The sequence below is a fragment of the Paraburkholderia atlantica genome (assembly GCF_009362785.1).
Taxonomy (GTDB): Bacteria; Pseudomonadota; Gammaproteobacteria; order Burkholderiales; family Burkholderiaceae; genus Paraburkholderia; species Paraburkholderia atlantica.
The window spans coordinates 281,204-305,998 of the sequence record NZ_WHNQ01000002.1 but is presented as its reverse complement, the minus strand read 5'-3'; the positions used below and the strand labels follow the sequence as shown (position 1 = coordinate 305,998).

Annotated in this window: 23 protein-coding genes; 17 read left to right on the top strand and 6 right to left on the bottom strand. The window is 63.4% G+C overall.

Features of this window, described 5'->3' with window-relative positions; all coding sequences use genetic code 11:
* The 4 genes from aceE to GCT19_RS03670 all read left to right on the top strand — a co-directional run bounded on the left by aceE (position 1) and on the right by GCT19_RS03670 (position 6,674).
* A complete protein-coding gene (gene aceE / locus GCT19_RS03685) occupies positions 1 to 2,706 on the top strand; it encodes a pyruvate dehydrogenase (acetyl-transferring), homodimeric type (protein ID WP_018435408.1) in 2,706 nt (901 codons plus the stop codon).
* Positions 2,707 to 2,789: 83 nt separating this feature from the next.
* Positions 2,790 to 4,448: a dihydrolipoyllysine-residue acetyltransferase gene (gene aceF, locus GCT19_RS03680; RefSeq protein ID WP_152851030.1), complete on the top strand. Its 1,659-nt coding sequence runs from the start codon at positions 2,790 to 2,792 to the stop codon at positions 4,446 to 4,448.
* Positions 4,449 to 4,573: 125 nt separating this feature from the next.
* The gene (gene lpdA / locus GCT19_RS03675; RefSeq protein ID WP_018435410.1) at positions 4,574 to 6,346 is read left to right on the top strand and encodes a dihydrolipoyl dehydrogenase; all 1,773 of its coding nucleotides are present in this window, start codon (positions 4,574 to 4,576) and stop codon (positions 6,344 to 6,346) included.
* 82 nt (positions 6,347 to 6,428) lie between these two features.
* Positions 6,429 to 6,674, top strand: a complete 246-nt coding sequence (locus GCT19_RS03670) for a hypothetical protein (RefSeq protein ID WP_152851029.1) — start codon at positions 6,429 to 6,431, stop codon at positions 6,672 to 6,674.
* Here the strand turns inward: GCT19_RS03670 and GCT19_RS03665 are convergent.
* The gene (locus tag GCT19_RS03665; RefSeq protein ID WP_013089827.1) at positions 6,671 to 7,246 is read right to left on the bottom strand and encodes a phasin family protein; all 576 of its coding nucleotides are present in this window, start codon (positions 7,244 to 7,246) and stop codon (positions 6,671 to 6,673) included. The genes GCT19_RS03670 and GCT19_RS03665 overlap by 4 nt on opposite strands.
* A 780-nt stretch (positions 7,247 to 8,026) precedes the next feature.
* On the opposite strand from GCT19_RS03665, the gene pbpG reads away from it, so the two are divergent.
* On the top strand, positions 8,027 to 9,241 hold the full coding sequence (gene pbpG, locus GCT19_RS03660) for a D-alanyl-D-alanine endopeptidase (RefSeq protein ID WP_018435411.1): 1,215 nt from the start codon (positions 8,027 to 8,029) through the stop codon (positions 9,239 to 9,241).
* A 152-nt stretch (positions 9,242 to 9,393) separates the two neighbouring features.
* Here the strand turns inward: pbpG and GCT19_RS03655 are convergent, their stop codons facing one another.
* Complete coding sequence (locus GCT19_RS03655) at positions 9,394 to 10,227, bottom strand: IclR family transcriptional regulator (protein WP_018435412.1); 834 nt, start codon at positions 10,225 to 10,227, stop codon at positions 9,394 to 9,396.
* 180 nt (positions 10,228 to 10,407) lie between these two features.
* Between GCT19_RS03655 and GCT19_RS03650 the strand changes: the two genes are divergently transcribed.
* Both GCT19_RS03650 and GCT19_RS03645 read left to right on the top strand, forming a co-directional pair.
* Complete coding sequence (locus GCT19_RS03650; protein WP_018435413.1) at positions 10,408 to 11,130, top strand: (Fe-S)-binding protein; 723 nt, start codon at positions 10,408 to 10,410, stop codon at positions 11,128 to 11,130.
* A 111-nt stretch (positions 11,131 to 11,241) separates the two neighbouring features.
* Positions 11,242 to 12,657 carry a lactate utilization protein B gene (locus tag GCT19_RS03645; RefSeq protein WP_018435414.1) on the top strand — a complete coding sequence of 472 codons (1,416 nt, stop codon included), beginning with the start codon at positions 11,242 to 11,244 and terminating at the stop codon, positions 12,655 to 12,657.
* A 90-nt stretch (positions 12,658 to 12,747) separates the two neighbouring features.
* Here GCT19_RS03645 and GCT19_RS03640 read toward each other — a convergent pair whose 3' ends face one another.
* Positions 12,748 to 13,242 carry a hypothetical protein gene (locus GCT19_RS03640; protein ID WP_152851028.1) on the bottom strand — a complete coding sequence of 165 codons (495 nt, stop codon included), beginning with the start codon at positions 13,240 to 13,242 and terminating at the stop codon, positions 12,748 to 12,750.
* A gap of 273 nt (positions 13,243 to 13,515) precedes the next feature.
* Here GCT19_RS03640 and GCT19_RS03635 point away from each other — a divergent pair, with 273 nt between their 5' ends.
* The 10 genes from GCT19_RS03635 to iscX all read left to right on the top strand — a co-directional run bounded on the left by GCT19_RS03635 (position 13,516) and on the right by iscX (position 20,744).
* Entirely contained in the window at positions 13,516 to 13,755 is a 240-nt protein-coding gene (locus GCT19_RS03635) for a hypothetical protein (RefSeq protein ID WP_026228678.1), read from the top strand.
* 151 nt (positions 13,756 to 13,906) lie between these two features.
* The gene (locus GCT19_RS03630; RefSeq protein ID WP_152851027.1) at positions 13,907 to 14,407 is read left to right on the top strand and encodes a low molecular weight protein-tyrosine-phosphatase; all 501 of its coding nucleotides are present in this window, start codon (positions 13,907 to 13,909) and stop codon (positions 14,405 to 14,407) included.
* A 201-nt stretch (positions 14,408 to 14,608) separates the two neighbouring features.
* Positions 14,609 to 15,139 carry a Fe-S cluster assembly transcriptional regulator IscR gene (iscR, locus tag GCT19_RS03625; protein WP_013089819.1) on the top strand — a complete coding sequence of 177 codons (531 nt, stop codon included), beginning with the start codon at positions 14,609 to 14,611 and terminating at the stop codon, positions 15,137 to 15,139.
* Between the two features lie 83 nt (positions 15,140 to 15,222).
* The gene (locus tag GCT19_RS03620; protein ID WP_026228679.1) at positions 15,223 to 16,446 is read left to right on the top strand and encodes an IscS subfamily cysteine desulfurase; all 1,224 of its coding nucleotides are present in this window, start codon (positions 15,223 to 15,225) and stop codon (positions 16,444 to 16,446) included.
* Positions 16,447 to 16,518: 72 nt separating this feature from the next.
* Positions 16,519 to 16,932 carry a Fe-S cluster assembly scaffold IscU gene (iscU, locus tag GCT19_RS03615; protein WP_018435419.1) on the top strand — a complete coding sequence of 138 codons (414 nt, stop codon included), beginning with the start codon at positions 16,519 to 16,521 and terminating at the stop codon, positions 16,930 to 16,932.
* An 81-nt stretch (positions 16,933 to 17,013) separates the two neighbouring features.
* A complete protein-coding gene (gene iscA / locus GCT19_RS03610) occupies positions 17,014 to 17,337 on the top strand; it encodes an iron-sulfur cluster assembly protein IscA (protein ID WP_013089816.1) in 324 nt (107 codons plus the stop codon).
* A 138-nt stretch (positions 17,338 to 17,475) separates the two neighbouring features.
* Positions 17,476 to 18,003, top strand: coding sequence for a Fe-S protein assembly co-chaperone HscB (hscB, locus tag GCT19_RS03605; protein ID WP_013089815.1), 528 nt, complete (start codon positions 17,476 to 17,478; stop codon positions 18,001 to 18,003).
* Between the two features lie 182 nt (positions 18,004 to 18,185).
* On the top strand, positions 18,186 to 20,057 hold the full coding sequence (gene hscA / locus GCT19_RS03600; protein WP_152851026.1) for a Fe-S protein assembly chaperone HscA: 1,872 nt from the start codon (positions 18,186 to 18,188) through the stop codon (positions 20,055 to 20,057).
* Positions 20,058 to 20,189: 132 nt separating this feature from the next.
* A complete protein-coding gene (gene fdx, locus GCT19_RS03595; protein WP_013089813.1) occupies positions 20,190 to 20,531 on the top strand; it encodes an ISC system 2Fe-2S type ferredoxin in 342 nt (113 codons plus the stop codon).
* Between the two features lie 15 nt (positions 20,532 to 20,546).
* A complete protein-coding gene (gene iscX / locus GCT19_RS03590) occupies positions 20,547 to 20,744 on the top strand; it encodes a Fe-S cluster assembly protein IscX (RefSeq protein ID WP_008922031.1) in 198 nt (65 codons plus the stop codon).
* Between the two features lie 111 nt (positions 20,745 to 20,855).
* Here iscX and GCT19_RS03585 read toward each other — a convergent pair whose 3' ends face one another.
* The 3 genes from GCT19_RS03585 to prfB all read right to left on the bottom strand — a co-directional run bounded on the left by GCT19_RS03585 (position 20,856) and on the right by prfB (position 24,783).
* Positions 20,856 to 21,626 (bottom strand): glycine zipper 2TM domain-containing protein, encoded by a 771-nt coding sequence (locus GCT19_RS03585; RefSeq protein ID WP_152851025.1) that lies wholly within the window; start codon positions 21,624 to 21,626, stop codon positions 20,856 to 20,858.
* Positions 21,627 to 21,971: 345 nt separating this feature from the next.
* A complete protein-coding gene (gene lysS / locus GCT19_RS03580; RefSeq protein ID WP_018435422.1) occupies positions 21,972 to 23,543 on the bottom strand; it encodes a lysine--tRNA ligase in 1,572 nt (523 codons plus the stop codon).
* 135 nt (positions 23,544 to 23,678) lie between these two features.
* A protein-coding gene (gene prfB / locus GCT19_RS03575) for a peptide chain release factor 2 (RefSeq protein WP_013089810.1) occupies positions 23,679 to 24,783 on the bottom strand; the annotation gives its coding sequence in 2 pieces (ribosomal slippage) (positions 23,679 to 24,701 and positions 24,703 to 24,783; 1,104 coding nt in all).
* Positions 24,784 to 24,795 lie beyond the last annotated feature (12 nt).

The window sequence follows — 24,795 nt, the reverse complement described above, 5'->3', positions numbered from 1 at the left end:
ATGTCCGCTGTACCCGACGAAGTCATGAAATATGTCGCCGCCGAGAAAGACGACGATCCCCAGGAAACCGGCGAATGGCTGGAAGCGCTGGATGGCGTGATTTCTGCTGTTGGCCCTGACCGTGCCCACTACCTGATCGAAAAGCAGATCGAGTTTGCACGCGTGCACGGCGAACATCTGCCGTTCTCCGCCAACACGCCTTACATCAATACGATTCCGGTCGCGCGCCAGGCCAAGAACCCCGGCGACCAGGACATCGAACACCGCATCCGCTCGTACACCCGCTGGAACGCAATGGCGATGGTGCTGCGCGCGGGCAAGGAAACCAATGTCGGCGGCCACATCGCGTCGTTCGCGTCGGCCGCCACGCTGTACGACGTCGGCTACAACCACTTCTGGCACGCACCGTCGGCCGAGCACGGTGGTGACCTCGTGTTCGTGCAGGGCCACTCGTCGCCGGGCGTCTACTCGCGCGCGTTCCTGCTCGGCCGCCTGACCGACAAGCAGCTCGACAACTTTCGTCAGGAAGTCGGCGGCGAGGGCATCTCGTCGTATCCGCACCCGTGGCTGATGCCGGACTTCTGGCAATTCCCGACCGTGTCGATGGGCCTCGGCCCGATCATGGCGATCTACCAGGCGCGCTTCATGAAGTACCTGCAGGCGCGCGGCATCGCGAAGACCGACGGCCGCAAGGTCTGGGCCTTCCTCGGCGACGGCGAAACGGACGAGCCGGAATCGCTCGGCGCGATCGGCATGGCCGGCCGCGAGCGGCTGGATAACCTCGTGTTCGTGATCAACTGCAACCTGCAGCGTCTCGACGGTCCGGTGCGCGGCAACGGCAAGATCATCCAGGAACTCGAAAGCGAATTCCGCGGCGCCGGCTGGAACGTGATCAAGGTCATCTGGGGCAGCCGCTGGGACGCGCTGTTTGCTCGCGACAAGTCGGGCGCGCTGATGCGCCGCATGATGGAAGTGGTCGACGGCGAATACCAGACGTACAAGTCGGAGTCGGGCGCGTTCGTGCGCGAGCACTTCTTCAACACGCCGGAACTGAAGGCGCTGGTCGCCGACTGGTCCGACGACGACATCTGGAATCTGAACCGCGGCGGCCATGATCCGCACAAGATCTACGCAGCGTTCACGGAAGCGACGAATTCGAAGGGCCAGCCGACCGTCATCCTCGCGAAGACGATCAAGGGCTACGGCATGGGCGAAGCCGGCCAGGCGATGAACATCACCCACCAGCAGAAGAAGATGCAGGTGGAGCAGCTGAAGAAATTCCGCGACCAGTTCCGTCTGCCGATCACGGACGAGCAGATCGTCGACGTGCCGTACCTGACGTTCGAGGAAGGCTCGAAGGAACTCGAATACATGCGCCAGCGGCGCATGGACCTCGGCGGCTATCTGCCGGCGCGTCGTCAGAAGGCCCAGTCGCTGCCGGTGCCGGAACTGTCGGCATTCGAGCCGTTGCTGAAGGGCACGGGCGAAGGCCGCGAGATCTCCACGACGATGGCGTTCGTGCGAATCCTGAACATCCTGCTGAAAGACAAGGCGCTCGGCAAGCGCGTCGTGCCGATCGTGCCGGACGAGTCGCGTACGTTCGGTATGGAAGGCCTGTTCCGCCAGATCGGCATCTGGAATCAGGACGGCCAGAAGTACGTGCCGGAAGATTCCGACCAGCTGATGTTCTATCGTGAGTCGGAAACCGGTCAGATCCTGCAGGAAGGCATCAACGAAGCCGGCGGCATGGCCGACTGGATCGCGGCCGCGACGTCGTACTCGACGCACGGCGAGATCATGATCCCGTTCTACATCTTCTACTCGATGTTCGGCTTCCAGCGCATCGGCGACCTCGCATGGGCCGCTGGCGACATGCGCTCGCGCGGCTTCCTGCTGGGCGGTACTGCCGGCCGCACGACGCTGAACGGCGAAGGTCTGCAACACGAAGACGGCCACTCGCTGCTGTGGGCGGCTTCGGTGCCGAACTGCATCAGCTACGACCCGACGTTCGGCTACGAACTCGCGGTCATCGTGCAGGACGGTCTGCGCCGCATGGTCGCCGAGCAGGAAGATGTGTATTACTACATCACGGTGATGAACGAGAACTACGAGCACCCGGCGATCCCGCAGGGCCCGGGGCTGGAAAGCGTGGCCGAGGACATCATCAAGGGCATGTACTCGTTCAGCAAGACCGCTGCCGACAAGAAGGCGCCGCATGTGCAACTGATGGGCGCGGGCACGATCTTCAACGAAGTGATCGCCGCGGCCGACCTGCTGAAGAACGACTGGGGCGTGAACGCCGACCTGTGGAGCGTGCCGAGCTTCACCGAGCTCGCGCGCGAAGGTCACGAAGTGCAGCGCTGGAACCTGCTGCACCCGACCGAAGAGAAGAAGCTGTCGCACGTCGAGAAGCTGCTGAAGGATGCGCCGGGTCCGGTCATCGCATCGACCGACTACGTGCGCGCGCTGACCGAGCAGATCCGCGCGTTCGTGCCGCAGAAGTTCGTCGTGCTGGGCACCGACGGCTACGGCCGTTCGGACACGCGCGAGAAGCTGCGTCACTTCTTCGAAGTCGATCGCTACTGGGTCACGGTCGCCGCGCTCAACGCGCTGGCGGACGAAGGCACGATCGAACGCAAGGTGGTCGCCGAGGCGCTCAAGAAGTACAACCTTGATCCCGCCAAACCCAACCCGATGACCGTCTAAGGCATCACCCGTGTGCCACGATGCACGCGCCTGCTCCTCCTCGCGAGGAGCAGGCGGCGTGCGCGGCCCAGGAGACACTAACAATGAGTCAAGCGATCGAAGTCAAGGTGCCGGACATCGGCGATTACAAGGACGTTCCTGTGATCGAGGTGCTGGTAAAGGCGGGTGACACCGTCGAAAAAGAGCAGTCGCTCGTTACGCTGGAATCCGACAAGGCGACGATGGACGTGCCGAGCTCGGCTGACGGCGTCGTCAAGGAAGTGAAGGTCAAGGTCGGCGATGCGGTGTCCGAAGGCACGCTGATCGTCGTGCTGGAAGGCGCCAACGCGGCTGCCGCGGCGCCCGCGCCGGCGGCGGCTCCAGCGCCCGCACCGGCACCGGCGGCGGCTCCCGCTGCCGCACCCGCACCCGCACCCGCGGCGGCAGGCGGCGGCGTGCAGGAAATCAAGGTGCCGGATATCGGCGACTACAAAGACGTTCCCGTGATCGAGATCGCGGTGAAGGTCGGTGACCGCGTCGAGAAGGAACAGTCGCTCGTCACGCTCGAATCCGACAAGGCGACCATGGACGTGCCGAGCTCGGCCGCCGGCGTCGTCAAGGAAGTGAAGGTCAAGGTTGGCGATACCGTGTCGGAAGGCTCGGTCATCGTCGTGATCGAAGCGGAAGGCGGCGCTGCCGCGGCACCCGCGCCGGCACCGGCCGCGAAGGCGCCGATTGAAAAGCCGTCCGACGCACCGGCCACGCCGAGCCCGGCACCGGCCGCGCCGTCCGCGCTCGCGCAGGCGCCGCTGATCCCGGCGGGCGAAGGCGGCACGCGTCATCCGAGCCACGCTTCGCCGTCGGTGCGCAAGTTCGCGCGCGAACTCGGCGTCGACGTGAGCCAGGTGAAGGGCACGGGTCCGAAGGGCCGCATTACGCAGGCCGACGTGACCGCGTTCGTGAAGGGCGTGATGACCGGCCAGCGCGCGGCGCCGGCAGGAGCCGCCGCGGCGGCCGCCGGCGGTGGCGAACTGAATCTGCTGCCGTGGCCGAAGGTCGACTTCACGAAGTTCGGTCCGATCGATCCGAAGCCGCTGTCGCGCATCAAGAAGATCTCGGGCGCGAACCTGCATCGCAACTGGGTCATGATCCCGCACGTCACGAACAACGACGAAGCGGACATCACCGAGCTCGAAGCGCTGCGCGTAAAGCTGAACAAGGAACACGAAAAGGCGGGCGTCAAGTTCACGATGCTCGCGTTCGTGATCAAGGCATGCGTGGCGGCCCTGAAGAAATTCCCGACCTTCAACGCGAGCCTCGACGGCGACAACCTGGTGTTCAAGCAGTACTACCACATCGGTTTTGCCGCGGACACCCCGAACGGCCTCGTCGTTCCGGTGATTCGCGACGCGGACAAGAAGGGTCTCGTCGACATCGCGAAGGAAATGGCCGACCTGTCGAAGGCCGCGCGCGAAGGCAAGCTGAAGCCGGACCAGATGCAGGGTGGCTGCTTCTCGATCTCGTCGCTGGGCGGTATCGGCGGCACGCACTTCACGCCGATCATCAATGCGCCTGAAGTCGCGATTCTCGGCCTGTCGCGCAGCGCGATGAAGCCGGTGTGGGACGGCAAGCAGTTCGAGCCGCGCCTGACCATGCCGCTGTCGCTGTCGTACGACCATCGCGTGATCGACGGAGCGGAAGCCGCGCGCTTCAACGCATACCTCGGTTCGATTCTTGCCGATTTCCGGCGTGTGATTCTTTGACCCGCTGGTGAGGTCCGCCGGCGCGGGCGCGGAGGGTTCCGACCGATCCGCGTCGCGCCGTCCGCGCGTGCGCCGTGCGCGCCGAACGCGCCGCTCATCATCGATCAATAAGAGAAGGGGACACCATGAGTCTCGTCGAAGTAAAAGTGCCGGACATCGGTGACTTCAAGGACGTCGACGTCATCGAAGTCAACATCAAGCCGGGTGACGTCATCGAGCAGGAGCAGTCGCTGCTGACGCTCGAATCCGACAAGGCGTCGATGGAAGTGCCGAGCGATACCGCCGGCACCGTCAAGGAAGTGCGCATCAAGCCGGGCGACAAGGTTTCGCAGGGCACGGTGATCGCGCTCGTCGAGGCCGCGGCGGGCGGCGCGGCCGAGGCCGCGCCGGCGGCGAAGGAACCGGAAAAGGCGGCGCCCGCGCCGGCGCCTGCCGCGCCGAAGGCCGCCGCACCGGCGCCGCAGGCCGGCAGCTATTCGGGCAGCGCCGACATCGAGTGCGACATGCTCGTGCTCGGTTCGGGCCCCGGCGGTTATTCGGCCGCATTCCGCTCCGCCGACCTCGGCATGAAGACCGTGCTGGTCGAGCGTTATCCGACGCTCGGCGGCGTATGTCTGAACGTTGGTTGTATCCCGTCGAAGGCGCTGCTGCACACCGCGCTCGTCATCGACGAAGCAGCCGATCTCGCGTCGCACGGCATCACGTTCGGCAAGCCGCAGATCGACCTCGACAAGCTGCGCGATTTCAAATCGGGCGTGGTCAAGAAGCTGACTGGCGGTCTCGCCGGCATGGCCAAGATGCGCAAGGTCGAAGTGGTGACCGGCACCGGCGCGTTCGTCGATCCGAATCACATGGAAGTGCAGACCGACGGCGGCAAGAAGGTCGTCAAGTTCAAGCAGGCGATCATCGCCGCGGGCTCGGAAGCGGTGAAGCTGCCGTTCATTCCGGAAGATCCGCGGGTCGTCGATTCGACCGGCGCGCTCGAATTGCGCCAGATTCCGCAGCGCATGCTGGTGATCGGCGGCGGCATCATCGGTCTCGAAATGGCCACCGTGTACTCGACGCTCGGCGCACAGATCGACGTCGTCGAAATGCTCGAAGGCCTGATGACCGGCGCGGACCGCGATCTGGTCAAGGTCTGGGAGAAGTACAACAGCCAGCGGTTCGCGAACGTGATGCTGAAGACCAAGACCGTCGCGGCCGAAGCGAAGGACGACGGTATTTACGTGTCGTTCGAGGGCGAGAAGGCGCCGGCCGAGCCGCAACGCTATGACCTCGTGCTGGTGGCCGTGGGCCGTTCGCCGAACGGCAAGCGCATCGGCGCGGAAAAGGCCGGTGTCGCGGTGACGGATCGCGGCTACATCGAAGTCGACAATCAGCAGCGCACGAACGTGCCGCACATCTTCGCGATCGGCGATATCGTCGGTCAGCCGATGCTCGCGCACAAGGCCGTGCACGAAGGCCACGTCGCGGCGGAAGCCGCGCATGGCGAGAAGGCGTACTTCGACGCGATGCAGATTCCGTCGGTGGCTTACACCGATCCGGAAGTGGCATGGGCCGGCAAGACGGAAGACCAGCTGAAAGCCGAAGGCGTCAAGTTCGGCAAGGCGGTGTTCCCATGGGCCGCGTCGGGCCGCGCGATCGCCAACGGCCGCGACGAAGGCTTCACGAAGCTGCTGTTCGATGAGGAGACGCATCGGGTGATCGGCGGCGGTATCGTCGGTCTGAATGCGGGCGACCTGATCAGTGAAGTCTGTCTCGCGATCGAGATGGGCGCGGACGCCACGGATATCGGCAAGACGATCCATCCGCATCCGACGCTCGGCGAATCGATCGGCATGGCGGCCGAGTTGTATGAAGGCGTCTGTACCGATCTGCCGCCCGTCAAGAAGAAGTAAGACGGTGCGCGGGGCCTGCGTGGCGACATGCGGGCCCGGCGAAGCGGGTCGAGCCGTACCGCAAAGAAAAACGGCGCGCTCCATGTCGGAGCGCGCCGTTTCTGTTTTCGTGGCGGCCGGTAGGCGGGCAAAAAAATCCCGGCTTGGCGGCCGGGCAAACGATACGTCATTGCAACGTATCGGAGCGTTCGGCCCATCAAACCGTATAAGCGGCAACGGCACGACGCTGTTGCTTGCGATAACGCCGGCGCAGCGCGTAGGCTGGGCCGGCGTGAAAGACGACGACGCCAGGTGTTTAACGCCTGGCGTGTTGATGCGTGAAGCTTAGACTGCCTTCTTGGCGGCAGCGCGCGATGCTTGCGCAGCGGCTTGCGAAGCTGCCTTCGAAGCGGCCGTTGCGGCTGCATTGAAGTTGCTTTCGGCGATTTCGACAGCCTGACGGGTTGCCTTGTGGACCGTTTCGTACGTGGTGTTGGCGGCGGTGATAGCCGACTTCATCACGGCGACAGCGGTTTCCGAACCAGCCGGTGCGTTCTTGGCGACGTTTTCGACGAGCGCTTGAACCTTGCGGTTTTGCTCTTCGAATTGCGCTTCCGCGACGCGGGTGAATTCACCTTGCGTTGCCGAAACGATTTCGTACACGTGGCGGCCATACGACAGCGCCTTTTCAGCCACCGGCTGCGCGAGGCTTGCTTGCAGTGCCAGCAGTTCCTGTGCGTCCTTCACGGACAGCGCGCGTTGGGCATTTTCCTGGCTTTCGGCGAGCGTCGACTTCACAACTTGCAGGTTCAGCTCAACCAGCTTTTCGACGCCTTCAAATGCTTTGGTCGTCAGGCCGAACAGGGTTTCGAAGTTGGCTTTCTGGGCTGCGGCGAATTGCTCAGGGGTCAGCAGAGTCATGGTTTACGCTCCTGGATCGCGGCCGGTCTGTGCGGACCGCATTGGGTGGGTGGCAAGACGCCGATTGATCGTCCGCCTGGACCGCGATGTATTGTGCATCGCAGCAATGGTTCCCATTTTAGGATGGTCGCAAAGAATGTCAAGCATTTTTTGTGCGTCGCACAATGTTAAGAAAATGCCGATAAAACAAGAGCTTATGCAGTAGGCATGTCATTAATATGACGCGGAACGATTGGGCCGCTGCACCTCGCTGGTGCGAGATGAACGTCCTTCTCGGGAGGCGGTCCGGAAATTATTTTTCCCCGTCGAAGCCTTTATGTGGGCCCGAGAGGGGTAGCATCGCAGCGATTCGCCCCTGAAAAACCGCTCATCATCAATTCGATGTAAACCAGACGATGACAAGGAACGTTAAGGAACGAAGGTGGTCGAACGCGCGTTAGCGACTTCGTCAGACACTTAAAAGTTTTTCGCACGCTCGCAACGCCTTCATGGCGCGGCGCAGTAATCTCCGCCGATGCTCTGACAGTATTTCCCCGGATCAAGGTTTTCTCAAAATTGCCGTTATCCTGCAAGGATCTGCTCGGTTGGGCTGGGCGGCAGCAATGGCGAGGCTTGCTGGCGACGATCGTTTTTTTTGATCGAGGTGCGGCACTTATTTGTGTTTTTGCGATCGGAGCTGACAAGCCGGTTTAAGGACCGCGTATAAGTGCTTCAAATTGCTAATTTTTCGTTGCTTTACTACACTTGCGGAAACCTCTCGCCGCTCCCTATCGAACACCCATGAAAACCGACATGTTTTCGTCGCTAAAAGTGCTCCACGGCGCGGCGCGCAGCACCGCTCTGTCGGTGGCCGTCTCGCTGGCCGTCGCAGCGGCGTTCGCTACGCCTGTCAGCACTTTTGCAGCTACGTCTGCTGCACCCGCAAAAACTTCCAAACACGCAAAAACCGCCAAAAAGCCGGCGCAAGCGGCCGCCACCGAAAAGGTGTCGAGCCGTGCGGCGAAAGCCGGCAAGGCTGAGGCAGCGAAAGCCGGCAAGGGCGAGGCCGTGAAAGCCGCTGCCGCGGATGATGATGCGCCGCGCGCCAGCGTCAGACGCAAGCGCGTGACGTTCGCGGCGAACGGCCGGCACCATTCGGTGATGCGACGCGTGGCGTACGAGCCGCGCCAGCCGAGCGTCGGCCAGGCCTTTGGTTTGCACGAGACGCCGGACGCGCTGATGCTGCGCTCGAGCGTCGCCTACGTGATCGACCAGAACAGCGGCGAGACGCTGTTCGACAAGAACTCGCGTGCCGTGGTACCGATCGCATCGATCACCAAGCTGATGACCGCGATGGTAGTGCTCGATTCGAAAGAGCCGATGACCGACCAGATCGAAGTCACCGACGAAGACCGCGACTACGAGAAGAACACCGGTTCGCGTTTGGCGGTGGGCTCGGTGCTGTCGCGTGAAGACATGCTGCACATCGCGCTGATGGCGTCGGAAAACCGCGCGGCCGCGGCGCTGTCGCGGTATTACCCGGGTGGCCGTCCGGCGTTTCTCGCGGCGATGAACGCGAAGGCCAAGCAGCTCGGCATGAACGACACGCACTTCGAGAACCCGACCGGTCTGACGAGCATGAACGTGTCGAGCGCGCGCGATCTCGTGAAGATGGTCAACGCGGCGTATCAGTATCCGCTGATCCGCAAGTTCTCGACCGATCACAGCTACGAGGTGTACACCGGCAAGCGCACGCTCGCGTACAACAGCACGAACGCGCTGGTGCGCAACCCGACGTGGGACATCGGTCTGCAGAAGACCGGCTTCATCAACGAAGCGGGCGAGTGTCTCGTGATGCAGGCGACCATCCACGGCCGGCCGATGATCCTGGTGCTGCTCGATTCGTCGGGCAAGTACTCGCGTTTTGCGGATGCGACGCGTCTGCGTACATGGATCGACAACGGCGGCGACCAGCCGCGTATCACGAGCGCAGATGCTGGCGGTCCGGGTACCTGAAGCGGGAACGATTAGTCAGCCGACGGGATTCGGGCCGGCTGCAGTTATCGTGCAAAGAAAAAGCCTCGCGGATGCGAGGCTTTTTTCGTTTGGCGTCGACGGGGGCGCGAGCGGAAGTACAACTGCGGCCAGGCGACCGCTGTACGTGCGACCTACGAATGCTGGCCGTGCGAACTGTGCGACCCATGAGAGCCGTGCGAATGATCCTGCTGCGCCTGCGGCCGATAGCCTAGCGACTCCGAAATCATCAACGCGGTCTGGCTCAACTGCCCGAGCCACGAATCCTGCAAACGATCGGCCGGCGCCGACAGCGACAGCCCCGCGACCAGCTTGCCCGTATCGTCGTAGATGCCGGCGGCGATGCAGCGCACGCCCAACTCCAGTTCCTCGTTGTCGCGCGCGCAGGCCTGCTGGCGCACATGCGACAGCTCGCGCTCGAGTTTCGCGAGGTCGGTGATGCTGTTCTGCGTGTGGCCCGACAGACCGGTGCGGGTGGCATAGGCACGCACGCGGGTGGCTTCGTCGGCGGCGAGGAACAGCTTGCCGACCGAGGTCAGATGGAGCGGCGCGCGCCCGCCGATCGCCCGCACCACCTGCATGCCGGAGCGCTCCGAATACGCGCGTTCGATATAGACGATTTCGTCGCCCTGACGCACCGACAGGTTCACGGTCTGCCCGGTCTGACGGTGCAGCTCGCGCATCGGCGTGAGCGCCGCGTCGCGCACGGACAGGCGCGCCTTGACGAGATTGCCGAGTTCGAGCAGGCGCATGCCGAGACGGTAGGTGCCGGGGTCCGAACGGTCGACCAGCCGGCACATCACCATATCGTTCAGGATGCGGTGCGCGGTGGATGGATGCAGCTCCGTGCGGAGGGCCAGTTCTTTCAGGCTGACCGGGTCGCTATGTGCCGCCAGTGCGTCGAGCAGGCGCATCATGCGTTCGATCACCTGGATCGAGGTTTTGGGATCCGGGTTCGTATCGCTCATATGAGAATCGGTGGACGCGTCAAACAGCGAAAACTGATTGTATCTCGTATTGTGAAAAAAGCGAACGCGCTTCGAGGCGCGCTTCCAATCGGACGCGGCGTGCTTCCTATGCCTTCCGGCCGTTGGTATTGCACCGGCAAACGGCGGATAATCAGGGACGTTTCCCCGGAAGGAGGGCTCATGCGAGTCGGATTGTTCGTCACGTGCCTGATCGACCTGATGCGTCCCGAAATCGGTTTTTCGGTCATCAAGCTGATTGAAGGCGCCGGTTTCGAGGTTGTGGTGCCACCCGCCCAAACGTGTTGCGGGCAACCCGCGTACAACTCCGGAGACCGCCGGCTCGCGCGCGAACTCGCCGAGAAAACGCTGCGCGAGTTCGAACAGTTCGACTATGTGGTGGTGCCGTCGGGCTCATGCGGCGGCATGATCCGCGCGCACTACGGCGACCTGTTTCGCGACGATCCTGAACTGATGAACCGTTTCGGCCGCCTGCGCGGCAAGGTGTTCGAACTGACGGAGTTCCTCGTCAACGTCGCGAAGGTGCAGTTGCAACCGGGCGAGTTCGCGGGACAGGTGACCTATCACGACTCCTGTTCGGGCCTGCGGGAACTGGGCGTCAAGGCGCAGCCGCGCGAACTGCTCGCGCAGGTCGGCGTCGCGGTCACCGAAATGAAGGACTGCGAGCATTGCTGCGGCTTCGGCGGCACCTTCGCGGTCAAGTACGGCGATATCTCGACCGCGATCGTCGACGAAAAGTGCGCCAACATCGCCGCGAGCGGTGCCGGTACGGTCGTCCTCGGCGACCTCGGCTGCATGTTGAATATCGAAGGGCGGCTGCGCCGCCAAGGCGACTCCACGACGCGCGTGCTGCATATCGCGCAGGTGCTGGCCGGCGACGTGTAATTCCAGTGCGGCGAACACGGTCATTGTTCGCGTCACGTTTCTTTCGTCTGTCACGCATTGCGTCGCGCGCGGATAGGGCGCGCGTTTCAATCCGATCTCATCAGGGCCGCCATGCAAGTCCAATCGATGCAGTTCAAGGCTCGCGCCGGGCAGAAACTTGCCGACCAGCGCCTGCAACAGAACCTGACCAAGCTGTCAACGAAGTTCGTATCGGCGCGCGCGAGCGCGATCACCGCGATCGACTTTCCCGCGACCCGTGCGGCGCTCAAGGAGCGGCGGAATCGTGCGCTCGAAAATCTCGACGTGTGGCTCGAAACCTTCGAGCGCGAGGCGACCCGGCGCGGCGTGACGGTGCTGTTCGCTGAAACGACGCAGGAGGCTGCGCGGCTCGTTGGCGACATCGCGCGCAAGCACGACGTGAAGAAGGTGATCAAGACCAAGTCGATGGTCACCGAGGAAATGCGCCTGAACGAGGTGCTGGGGCAGATGGGCGTGCAGTCGATCGAAACCGATCTCGGCGAATACATCCTGCAGATCAACGACAACGAGCCGCCGAGCCACATCATCGCGCCGGTGGTTCACAAGGATAAGGACGAGATCGCCGATCTGTTCGCGAAGACCCACGGCCGGCCGCGGCTCACCGAGATTCCCGACATGACACGCGAGGCGCGCGAGATGCTGCGGCCGCATTTTCTGAGTGCGGACATGGGCGTGACGGGCGGCAATTTCGTCATCGCGGAAACGGGCTCGGTGGCGGTCGTGACCAACGAGGGCAACGAAGGCATGTGCACGGTGATGCCGCGCGTGCACGTCGCTGTCACCGGCATCGAGAAGGTGCTGCCGACGCTCGAGGATCTCGCGACCGCGATGCGCCTGCTGCCGCGTTCAGCAACCGGCCAGGCTACCTCGAACTATTTTTCGATGCTGACCGGGCCGCGCGGCGGGGGCGATCAGGACGGGCCGGAGCATATGTACGTGGTGCTCGTCGACGGTGGCCGCACTGGGCTGATCGGCGGCGACTTTCAGGAGATGCTTCGCTGCATCCGCTGCGGCGCGTGTATGAATCATTGCCCGGTGTATCAGAAGGTCGGCGGCCATGCGTATGGGTGGGTGTATCCGGGGCCGATGGGCTCGGTGCTGACGCCGAGCTATGTCGGTATCGACAAGGCGCTCGATTTGCCACAAGCAGCAACTTTGTGCGGCGAATGCAATAGCGTGTGCCCGGTCGGAATCCCGTTGTCCGATCTGTTACGCAAGCTGCGCGAAAAGCAGACGGAGCGACACCTGCGGCCGTGGAGGGAGCGCGCCGGGTTGGCCCTGTGGGGTTGGCTCGCGCTGCATCCCGATGCCTATGCGCTCGTTACGAAACTCGCCGTGCGAGTGCTGGAGCGCATGGGCGGGCGCAATCGGTCGATCGCAAAACTGCCGCTCGGCGGCGCGGGGTGGACCGATACGCGCGACATGCCGGCGCCGGTGGGTCGTACGTTCCGGGAGCTGTATGCCGCACAACGCAGCCATATCGGCTGACCGGGCGGCAGTGGGAGTGGTTTGACAGCTGCTCGCTCGCGCAGCCGTCACCATGGGCGCGGGCGGGCCTAGCTCAACGCCGGACGGTCCTCAATGTTCCGTCGGTTGCCCTGCGCGACGGGCGGGCGCGTTTCTCACCCAGTCGGTGCCTCGTCCGCCATTGCCTGCTTGCGGCTGCGCGGGAGGCGGCCCGCCTGCGCCGGGGGGCGGGCCGCCATTGGCGCCGCTAGGCCCGCGCGGACCGCCCGCTGCGCCCTGCGGCGGCGGGCCGCCGTGCGGTTGCCCCGCGCCGCCGCCGTTATTGCCACGATCGTTGCCGTGATTGCCGTGACGCCAGTCGTTGTCGCCCGGATGACCGCGATAGCCGTAGCCCGGCGGCGGGCCGTAGTAGCGCCCCGGACCGTAATCGCTGTAGCCGAGATACACATTGGTTTGCGGCACGACCGCGGCGCCGGGCGCGTAACCGTCATAGCCGCTATAGGCGCCGTAGCCGTTGCCGTACATCGGCGTGCCGTCCGGATAGACCGCGCAGCCGCCGAGCAGCGCGGCGGCCACGAGGCCAGCGAGAGGTGCAATGCGTTTCATTTTGTAGGACCAGTTGCAGTGCAAAGAAATGTAGGTATAAGAATAAGACCATCATTATCGCTTTCCGTCGCGCCGCTTTTGTATGAGTTTGTAAGGTCTTCTTTTTCGTGCCAGCGGCTGCCCATGTTCCCGAAAGAGCCGTCAATTGACTGTTCCATTTCGAGCAACGATCTATCTCGCGCGCGCGGGTTTTTCCTGATTGTGAATTCCTATAGGATTTCGACTGGGCATAGTGCGCCACAAGCTCATGCGCCCCTAATTGGAAAACACATCATGAAAAAGACAATATCTGTGTACTGGCCTTTGGCCATCGTTGCATCGCTCGCGGTGCTCGCCTATCTGCACGTCAACGGTCAAACCTCTTCGCGCGCCTCGCAGATGCCGCTCGACGCCAACCATCTGACCGCCGAACTCGCCCGCGCGGTGTCATACGGCATGATCGACACGGCGTCGGCATTGCCGGCCAAACCGATGCCTGCCGCGACGGCGACGCCGCTCGCCGAGGCGTCGTAAGCAGGCGCGGCGGACGGCGACGGACGGCCGTTGGGCTCGCGCGGCTGTACCACGCTCGGCGCGAATCCGTCCAGGTTTGTATAATCGCGGCGCAGTCGGCTGACTGTCTGACGACCTTACGCGCGGCGCCCAGAGCGTCTAAGAATCCCAGATGAAAACCGTGTCCATCTGTTTCGTTTGCCTCGGGAATATCTGCCGTTCACCGACGGCGGAGGGCGTGATGCGTCATCTGGTCGACGAGGCGAAGCTCGCGGACCGCATTCTGATCGATTCGGCCGGCACCGGCGATTGGCACATCGGCGCAGCGCCCGACGAGCGCGCACAACACGCGGCGCGCCAGCGCGGCTATGCGCTCGACGCGCTGCGCGGCCGCCAGATCACGGTCGCGGACTTCGAGCGCTTCGATCTGCTGATTGCAATGGACGACCGCAACGTCGCCGCGTTGCGTCAACTGTGCCCGCCTGCGCAGCGTGACAAGATCCGTCTGCTGATGGAGTTCGTGCCGGAGTCGGATGGGCGCTGGAGCGGCGCGCGAGAGGTGGTCGATCCATATTTCGGCGGCGCGGAAGGCTTCGAGATGGTGCTCGATCAGTGCGAAGCAGCCTGCCGCGGGCTGATCGCCGCGTTACGCCCGCAGTTGCTCGCTAGTTAACTGCCCAAAAATGAAGAACGCGGGCGACGCACCCAGGCGAGAAACGCTGCACCATCCCGCGTGCCCCGCACGTGCTCCCGCCGCGTCGAAGTCTGGCGATCAATTAAGCAGATGACACAAAATTTACCGCCCATACTTGACTAAATCGGTCATGTATTTATACTTGACAAAACTTGTCGAGAATTGCGGTTCCCACATCATATGAGACTCACCACGAAAGGCCGTTTCGCCGTCACGGCGATGATCGACCTGGCGCTGCGCCAGGAGCAGGGCCCGGTGACGCTTGCGGGTATCAGCCAGCGCCAACACATCTCCCTGTCATACCTCGAGCAGCTGTTTGGCAAGCTGCGCCGTCATGAAATCGTCGAGTCCGTGCGCGGACCGGGCGGTGGCTACAATCTCGCGCGCCGTGCGGAAGAGGTGACGGTGGCCGACATCATCATTGCGGTCGATGAACCGCTCGACGCCACCCAATGCGGCGGCAAGGGCACGTGCGAAGGCACCAAGCAGCACGACGGCCACTGCATGACGCATGAGCTGTGGTCGACGCTGAACCAGAAAATGGTCGAATACCTCGATTCGGTTTCGCTAAAGGATCTGGTCGACCAGCAGCGTTCGCGCGAAGGCGCGCCGGCGGTGCTGCGCGACAGGCGCAGCGACGCGCCGGCGGTCGAACCTGTCCGCGTGGCGCCCAAGGGTCCCAATTCCGTTTTCAACATGGCCGGTTCGTGAAGCGCGGCACGCGATAGAAATCTTCTGCCGCAGCCCCATATCGAATCCAGAAGCCAGAGCACATGACGTCCCCGGAGCAATTGATGAACAACGACTCTCTCCATCTGCCCATCTACATGGACTACAGCGCCACGACGCCGATCGATCCGCGTGTGGTGGACAAGATGATTCCGTATCTGCGCGAGCAGTTCGGCAACCCCGCGTCGCGCAGCCACGCTTATGGCTGGAACGCCGAGCGCGCGGTCGAGGAAGCGCGCGAGCAGGTCGCCGCGCTCGTGAACGCCGATCCGCGCGAAATCATCTGGACCTCGGGTGCGACTGAGTCGGACAATCTCGCCCTGAAAGGTGCCGCGCACTTCTACAAGAGCAAGGGCAAGCACATCGTCACGGTGAAGACCGAGCACAAGGCCGTGCTCGACACCACTCGTGAGCTCGAGCGCGAAGGCTTCGAAGTTACCTATCTGGATGTCAAGGACGACGGTCTGATCGACCTCGACGCATTCAAGGCGGCGCTACGCCCGGATACGATTCTGGTGTCGGTGATGTCGGTCAACAACGAGATCGGCGTAATCCAGGACATCGAGGCGATCGGCGAGATCACGCGTGAAAAGGGCATCATTTTCCACGTCGACGCGGCGCAGGCCACTGGCAAGATCCAGATCGATCTGCAGAAGCTGAAGGTCGACCTGATGTCGTTCTCGGCCCACAAGACTTACGGTCCGAAGGGCATCGGCGCGCTGTACGTGCGTCGCAAGCCGCGTATTCGTATCGAGGCGCAGATGCACGGCGGCGGCCACGAGCGCGGTATGCGTTCGGGTACGCTCGCCACGCACCAGATCGTCGGCATGGGCGAAGCGTTCCGTATCGCGCGTGAAGAGATGGCGACCGAAAACGAGCGCATCCGCATGCTGCGTGACCGGCTGCTGAAAGGCCTGTCGGAAATCGAGGAAGTGTATGTGAACGGCGACATGGAACAGCGTGTGCCGCACAACCTGAACATCAGCTTCAATTTCGTCGAAGGCGAATCGCTGATCATGGCGGTGAAAGACGTCGCGGTGTCGTCGGGCTCGGCGTGCACGTCGGCGTCGCTGGAGCCGTCGTACGTGCTGCGCGCGCTTGGCCGCAACGACGAACTGGCGCACAGCTCGATCCGCTTCACGGTGGGACGCTTCACGACCGAGCAGGAAATCGACTACGTGATCAACCTGCTGAAGACGAAGATTTCCAAGCTGCGCGATTTGTCGCCGCTGTGGGAAATGCACAAGGACGGCATCGATCTGTCGACCATCCAGTGGGCCGCGCACTGACGCGCCCGCTGAACGAAACCGACATCGACCGTTCATCGGATTGCAGGTTGAAACGAATCAAGGAGTGTAATCATGGCTTATAGCGACAAGGTCCTCGACCACTACGAAAACCCGCGCAACGTCGGTTCCTTCGCGAAGGACGACGACACGGTCGGTACCGGCATGGTCGGCGCGCCGGCCTGCGGCGACGTGATGAAGCTGCAGATCCGCGTTGGTGCGGACGGCGTCATCGAAGACGCGAAGTTCAAGACGTACGGCTGCGGCTCGGCCATCGCGTCGAGCTCGCTCGTCACCGAATGGGTGAAGGGCAAGACGCTCGACCAGGCCATGTCGATCAAGAACACGCAGATCGCCGAAGAACTGGCACTGCCGCCGGTGAAGATTCACTGCTCGATCCTCGCGGAAGACGCGATCAAGGCAGCGGTCGCCGACTACAAGCAGCGCCACGGCGAAGCAGCGGTTGCCGAAGACGGCAAGGCCGCCTGAGCAGCAACAAGGTAAGAACGAAGCAACCGGTGAGCGCGACGCGGACCCGCGCGCCGCGCACTCTGGCAACTGAGAAACGTTATGGCAATTACGTTGACCGAAAAGGCAGCACAGCACGTCCAGAAGTATCTGACCCGCCGAGGTAAAGGCATCGGGTTGCGCGTTGGCGTGCGCACCACCGGTTGCTCGGGCCTCGCCTACAAGCTCGAGTACGTGGACGAACTCGCGCCGGAAGATCAGGTATTCGAGACAGGCGGCGTGAAGGTTGTCGTCGACCCGAAGAGTCTCGCGTATATCGACGGCACGCAGCTGGACTTCGCGCGCGAAGGGCTGAACGAAGGCTTCAAGTTCAACAACCCGAACGTGAAAGACGAATGCGGCTGCGGCGAGTCGTTCCGCGTCTAGATTCGTTACTTTCCGCGTGCGGCGGATCAAAGGCGGCGCGGGCCGCCTTTTTAGTTTGATCCGCGCTCGCGTGAAGCGCTCGCGCCTGACACGGCCCAACGTTGCCACACCACGTTTTCATCAACGGACTTTAATTCGATGGCCTCGCTGAACGACAGCCACTTCGACCTGTTTGGTCTGCCGGCGCAATTCGCGCTCGACGCCGCCACGCTCGATCACGCGTATCGCACCGTGCAGGCGCAGGTGCATCCGGATCGCTTCGCGGCGGCCGGCGATGCGCAAAAGCGTATCGCGATGCAATGGGCGACGCGCGCGAACGAGGCGTATCAGACGCTGCGCGATCCGCTCAAGCGCGCGACCTATCTGCTGTCGCTGCGCGGCATCAACGTCGGCGCGGAGAACAACACGGCGATGGAGCCCGCGTTCCTGATGCAGCAGATGGAGTGGCGCGAGAACATCGAGGACGCGGCAGCGGCGAAGAACGTCGACGCGCTCGACGCGCTGCTCATCGAGTTGCGCGACGAGGAACGTCAGCGCTTCGACAAGCTCGGCGCATCGCTCGATAGCGGCGCGAATCAGGCGGCTGCCGAGGCGGTGCGGCAGATGATGTTCATCGAGCGCGTCGCGTCGGAAATCGGCGCGCAGATCGAGCGGCTCGAAGGCTAGCGCGATTTCGTGCGACGCGCGCAAAAATGCGCCGCGCTGGCAAACAGCAACACGCCGAAGCAGCACCGGTAGGCAGCGATGTAGCAAGCGACAAACAAAAACCAGAGCGGCCGCGAGCCGTGGCATCACCCCCAGCAACGCGAACATTCAGGACGGGGCACAACGTCCCCGAGAAGATCCAGATGGCCTTACTGCAAATCTCCGAACCCGGCATGGCGCCGGCGCCTCACCAGCGGCGTCTGGCGGTCGGTATCGATCTCGGCACCACCAACTCCCTCGTCGCCGCCGTGCGCAGCGGCCTGCCCGATGTGCTGCCCGACGAAGACGGGCACGTGCTGCTGCCGTCGGTGGTGCGCTACCTGGAACAGGGCGGCCGTCGCATCGGCCGCCGGGCGAAGGCCGAGGCCGCCAGCGACCCGCGCAACACGATCGTGTCGGTCAAGCGCTTCATGGGCCGCGGCAAGGCCGAGGTGGAGGGCGCCGAAAACGCGCCGTACGACTTCATCGACGCACCCGGCATGGTGCAGATCCGCACGGTCGACGGCGTGAAGAGCCCGGTGGAAGTATCGGCTGAAATTCTCGCGACGCTGCGCCAGCGCGCCGAAGACACACTCGGCGACGAGCTGGTCGGCGCGGTGATCACGGTGCCCGCGTACTTCGACGAAGCGCAGCGCCAGGCGACCAAGGACGCCGCGCGCCTCGCCGGGCTGAACGTGCTGCGTCTGCTGAACGAACCGACCGCGGCCGCGATCGCCTACGGTCTCGACAACGGCGCCGAAGGTCTGTACGCGGTCTATGACCTCGGCGGCGGCACCTTCGACCTGTCGATCCTGAAGCTCACCAAGGGCGTGTTCGAAGTGCTCGCGGCGGGTGGCGATTCCGCGCTCGGCGGCGACGACTTCGACCATGCGCTGTACCGCCATGTGCTTGAACAGGCCGGCATCGCGCCGCAGACGCTCGCACCGCACGACGTGCGCCTGCTGCTCGATAGCGTGCGCGAGGCCAAGGAGGCGTTGTCGAGCGCGCCGAAGGCTGACCTCAAGCTCACGCTTGCCAACGGCACCGCGCTCGATCTGACGATCGACGAAGCCACTTTCGAGACCATCACGGCCGAGCTGGTGCAACGCACGCTGGGTCCGACGAAAAAGGCGCTGCGCGACGCGAAGGTCACCACGAAAGAGATCAAGGGTGTGGTGCTGGTTGGCGGCGCGACGCGCATGCCGGTGATCCGCCGCGCGGTCGAGGCGTTCTTCGGCCAGGCGCCGCTCGTCAATCTCGATCCGGATCAGGTCGTCGCGCTCGGCGCCGCGATCCAGGCCGATCTGTTGGCCGGCAACCGCGGCGCGGAAGGCGACGAGTGGCTGCTGCTCGACGTGATTCCACTGTCGCTCGGCGTCGAGACGATGGGTGGTCTGACCGAGAAGATCATTCCGCGCAACTCGACGATTCCAGTCGCGCGCGCGCAGGATTTCACGACCTTCAAGGACGGCCAGACCGCGATGGCGATTCACGTCGTCCAGGGCGAGCGCGAACTCGTCAGCGATTGCCGTTCGCTCGCGCGCTTCGAGCTGCGCGGTATTCCGCCGATGGCCGCTGGCGCCGCGCGCATTCGCGTGACCTACCAGGTCGACGCCGACGGCCTGCTGTCCGTGTTCGCGCGCGAACTCGCGTCGGGCGTGGAGGCATCGGTCGTCGTGAAGCCTTCGTATGGACTCGCCGACGACGACATCGCGCGCATGCTCGAAGACAGCTTTTCGACCGCTGAAATCGATATGCGGGCGCGCGCTCTGCGCGAGGCGCAGGTCGAAGCGCAGCGTCTCGTCGAAGCGACCGACGCGGCGCTCGCCGCCGACGCCGAACTGCTCGACGACAGCGAACGCACCGAACTCGACGCGCTGCTCGCCGCGCTGCGCAACGTCGCGCCGGGCGAGGACGTCGGCGCGATCGAAGCCGCGACGAAGGCGCTCGCCGAAGGCACCGACGAATTCGCCGCGCGCCGCATGAACAAGGGAATTCGCCGCGCGCTGTCGGGCCGCAAGCTCGACGAGATCTGAACGGGCGAACGGACGAACTGCGCACGGCGCACGAATCACCGGAGCGCGCCGCGTGGACTTAAAAAGTCCGCGCGACGCCAGTAAAATGGTACGGAGCCTGCACGCCGTGCCTCAGACCCAAACGGAAACTGTATGCCTCAAATCGTTGTGCTGCCTCACGTCGAATTGTGCCCGGAAGGCGCGGTGATCGACGCCGTTCCCGGCAAGAGCATCTGCGACAACCTGCTCGATAACGGTATCGAAATCGAGCATGCGTGTGAGAAGTCGTGCGCGTGCACGACCTGTCACGTGATCGTGCGTGAGGGTTTCGCCGCCTTGACGCCGTCCGAGGAAGACGAGGACGATCTGTTGGACAAGGCATGGGGGCTCGAACCGGCTTCGCGCCTGTCTTGTCAAGCGATCATGCCGGACGAGCAGGATCTGGTCGTCGAAATTCCGCGTTACTCGATCAATCACGCGAAGGAAAACCACTAACAGGAGGGCGCCGCCATGAAGTGGACCGATACGCAAGAAATCGCGATGGCTCTGACCGACAAGCATCAGGATGTCGATCCGCAGCAGGTGCGTTTCACCGACCTGCATCGCTGGGTGATGGAACTCGAAGGCTTCGACGACGATCCGAACCGCTCGAGCGAAAAGATTCTCGAAGCGATTCAGGCGGCGTGGATCGAAGACGCGGATTATTGAACGCGCGTTCGAGCCGGTTCATTGAACTGCAAAAAAAGGCGATTCCGATGGAATCGCCTTTTTTGATGGCTGCGTTGACGAGAGTAGAGCGCGAGAGTGGGGCGGCCGGTGTCAGTCGGCGACGAGGCCGCCGTTCTGCACGCGCACGCGCTCGCCGTCGTGGAACGGCGGGGCCTCGTGATACGTGAAGTAGCGCGTCTTGCCGTCTTCCATGCGCACGCGCACCGAATACGACGTCGTGCTGCGCAGATGTTTTTCGACCGAGTTGCCGGCCAACCCGCCGCCGAGCGCGCCGAGCAGCGTCATCGCGGTACGCCCGCTGCCGGCCCCGAACTGATTGCCGACGACGCCACCGGCCACCGCGCCGCCGACCGCGCCAATCCCGGTGCCATGTCCTTCATGCCGAACCGCCGAGATCGCGACGACGGTGCCGCAATTCGAGCAATGAGCGGCTTGTGGCGCCGACTGCTGCGCATACTGCGGCGCCGCTTGCGGCTCGAGTTGTTGCGCGTACTGCGACTGCGGCGCGGCTTGCGCCTGTTGCTGCCGCGCGTATTGCTGTTGCTGCTGCGCATATTGCTGTTGCTGCACCGGAGCGGGGGCCGGCGCTGGAGCGGGCTGCGCCGCTGGTTGAGCCTGAACCTGCTGCTGTTGTGCGGAGGGATTGACCGGCGCGGCCGAATCGACGACGCCCGGCACTTGCGTGCTGACCTGCGCGGCGTGTGTCTGATCGTTCTGTGCGCCGTTGCCCGACGCCTTGGGGAACACGCCGGTGATCGCGGCGGTAGCGACCAGACTTGCGACGAGCACCGCGCCGGCGGCAACCGCGATCAACGGATGAAGACGACGCGGCTGCGTGGATTGATGAGTAGGGGTGTCCATGTGGGGCCTCCGTTTCTGACAGAGCCGACTCGTTATGAGACTGAGTGTCGGGCAATTCGATCCGGTCGGCGTTTCCATTTGTAACCGGCTCGATGGCGGCCTTGGGCGTGGGCCGGTGGCCTCTGCGCGGCGCGCCTTGGTGTCAGCACGCCTTTAAGGTTGTTGCGACCACGGAGACTTGCGTGCGATGGAGCAGCTTTTACCGCCGGTTACAAAACGATCGGCAGCAGAATACGGTCCCGGCAAGCGAAAACGCGCGCATAAAAAACGCCCGGCTCGACCGGGCGTTCTCCAAAACCATCACATTGCACGCGAAGTGGAACGGCTACTCGCGCTCAGCGTCGCTCAATCTTCACGACGCAGATGCGGGAACAGGATCACGTCGCGGATGCTCGGGCTATCGGTCAGCATCATCACCAGACGGTCGATGCCGATACCGCAGCCGCCCGCCGGCGGCATGCCGTATTCGAGCGCGCGGATGTAGTCCGCGTCGTAGAACATTGCTTCCTCGTCGCCGGCGTCCTTCTGGTCGACCTGCTTCTTGAAGCGCGCGGCCTGATCTTCCGGATCGTTCAGCTCAGAGAAACCGTTGGCGATTTCGCGGCCGGTAATGAACAGCTCGAAGCGCTCGGTAATGCCTTCCACCTTGTCCGACGCGCGCGCGAGCGGCGACACCTCGATCGGGTAGTCGATGATGTAGGTCGGCTCCCACAATTGCGACTCGGCTGTCTCTTCGAACAGCGCCAATTGCAGCGAGCCGATGCCCGCGTTCAGGAACTGCGGCTGCGAGGCATCGACGCCAAACTTCTTCAGTTCGGCGCGCAGGAACGTACTGTCGGCAAGTTGCTCGTTCGTGTATTGCGGCGCGTACTTCTGGATCGCCTGCGTGATCGTGAGACGATGGAACGGCTTCGACAGGTCGAGCTCGCGGCCTTGATAGGTGATAGTGGCCGTGCCGAGCGCATCGATCGCGGCCTGGCGGATCAGTTGCTCGGTGAAGTCCATCAGCCACTTGTAGTCGGTGTAGGCCGCGTAGAACTCGATCATCGTGAATTCCGGGTTGTGGCGCACGGACACGCCCTCGTTGCGGAAGTTACGATTAATCTCGAACACACGCTCGAAGCCGCCCACCACCAGACGCTTCAGATACAGCTCCGGCGCGATGCGCAGGAACATCTGCATGTCGAGCGCGTTGTGGTGCGTCGAGAACGGCTTGGCCGCCGCGCCGCCCGGAATCGGATGCAGCATCGGCGTTTCGACTTCCATGAAGTTCGCGTCGGCCATGTACTTGCGGATCGACGAAATCGCCTTCGTACGCGCGACGAACGTACGGCGCGTTTCAGGCGTGACGATCAGATCGACATAGCGCTGGCGGTACTTCATTTCCTGGTCGGCGAGACCGTGGAACTTGTCCGGCAGCGGACGCAGCGACTTCGACAGCAGACGCAACTCCGTGCAGCGCACCGACAGCTCGCCCTTGTTGGTGCGGAACAGCACGCCGCGCGCGGCGACGATGTCGCCCATGTCCCACTTCTTGAACGCGTCGTAGGTTTCCTGACCGACGTCGGCCGGCGTGATAAAGAACTGGATCTGACCCGAGCCGTCGCGCACGGTCGCGAAGCTTGCCTTGCCCATCACGCGTTTGAGCATCATGCGGCCGGCGATCGCGACTTCGAGCGGATTCGCTTCGAGCGCTTCCTTGTCGGTGTGCTCGTACTGCGCCTGCAAATCTTCGGCGTGGTGCGTGGGACGGAAGTCGTTCGGATAAGCGACGCCTTGCTCACGCAGCTCGCGCAGCTTTTCGCGGCGCTCGGCGATGATCTTGTTGTCGTCCACTTCGGGCACGACAGTCGGCTGGGCGGCATTCCGCTGGGCGGCATTCCGCTGGGCCGCATTCGGCTGGGTCGGTTCAGTCATGATGATTTGGTATTCGGTGGCCCGCCGCGGCGTGCGCCGCGGATCGGGAAGCCAGTCAGTGTAAAAACCTCAGGCGGTACTGGAAAACGAAGCAAGCGCGGTCCCGATCGGTGAACGCGGCCGCGCCGTGCGCGCTTAGACGCCCTGTTTCAGGCTCGCGCTGATGAACGGATCGAGATCGCCGTCGAGCACGCTCTTCGTGTTGCTGATTTCGACGTTGGTGCGCAGATCCTTGATGCGGCTGTTGTCGAGCACGTACGAGCGGATCTGATGGCCCCAACCCACGTCGGTCTTGCCGGCTTCGAGCTTGTCCTGTTCGGCCTGACGTTTACGGATTTCCGCCTCGTACAGTCGCGATTTCAGCATCGCCATTGCTTCCGCGCGGTTGCGGTGCTGCGAGCGGTCGTTCTGGCACTGCACGACGATGCCCGACGGCATGTGCGTGATACGCACCGCCGAGTCGGTCTTGTTGATGTGCTGACCGCCCGCGCCCGAAGCACGGTACGTGTCGATGCGCAGATCGGCCGGGTTGATCTCGACTTCGATCGAGTCGTCGATTTCCGGGTACACGAACACCGACGAGAACGACGTATGCCGACCGCCCGACGAGTCGAACGGCGACTTGCGCACCAGGCGGTGCACGCCGGTTTCGGTGCGCAGGAAGCCGTACGCGTATTCGCCTTCGATCTTGATCGTCGCGTTCTTGATGCCGGCGACGTCGCCTTCGGTCTGCTCGAGCACTTCGGTCTTGAAACCCTTGCGCTCGCAGTAGCGCAGATACTGGCGCAGCAGCATCGACGCCCAGTCGCACGCTTCGGTGCCGCCGGCGCCGGCCTGGATGTCGAGAAAGGCGTTGTTGGGGTCGGCCGGGTTCGCGAACATCCGGCGGAATTCCATGTCGGCGACGCGCGCTTCGATGGCCTGGGCATCGGCTTCACAGGCGAGCAGCGTTTCGTCGTCGGCTTCTTCGCGCGCCATGTCGAACAGGTCTTGCGCGTCGTTCACGTCGTTGGTGATCGACGTGAGCTTGCCGACCGTGTCGTCGAGCAGCTTCTTTTCCTTACCGAGTGCCTGGGCGTGCTTCGCATCGTTCCAGACGTCCGGGTCTTCGAGTTCCCGGTTGACTTCGATTAGACGCAGTGCTTTGTCGTCGTAGTCAAAGATACCCCCGTAGGTCGTCCGCGCGCTTGCGCAGGTCGGCCAGAGAGGCTTCGATCGCGTTGAGACGTTCCGCTTCCATGTCGATCTTTTA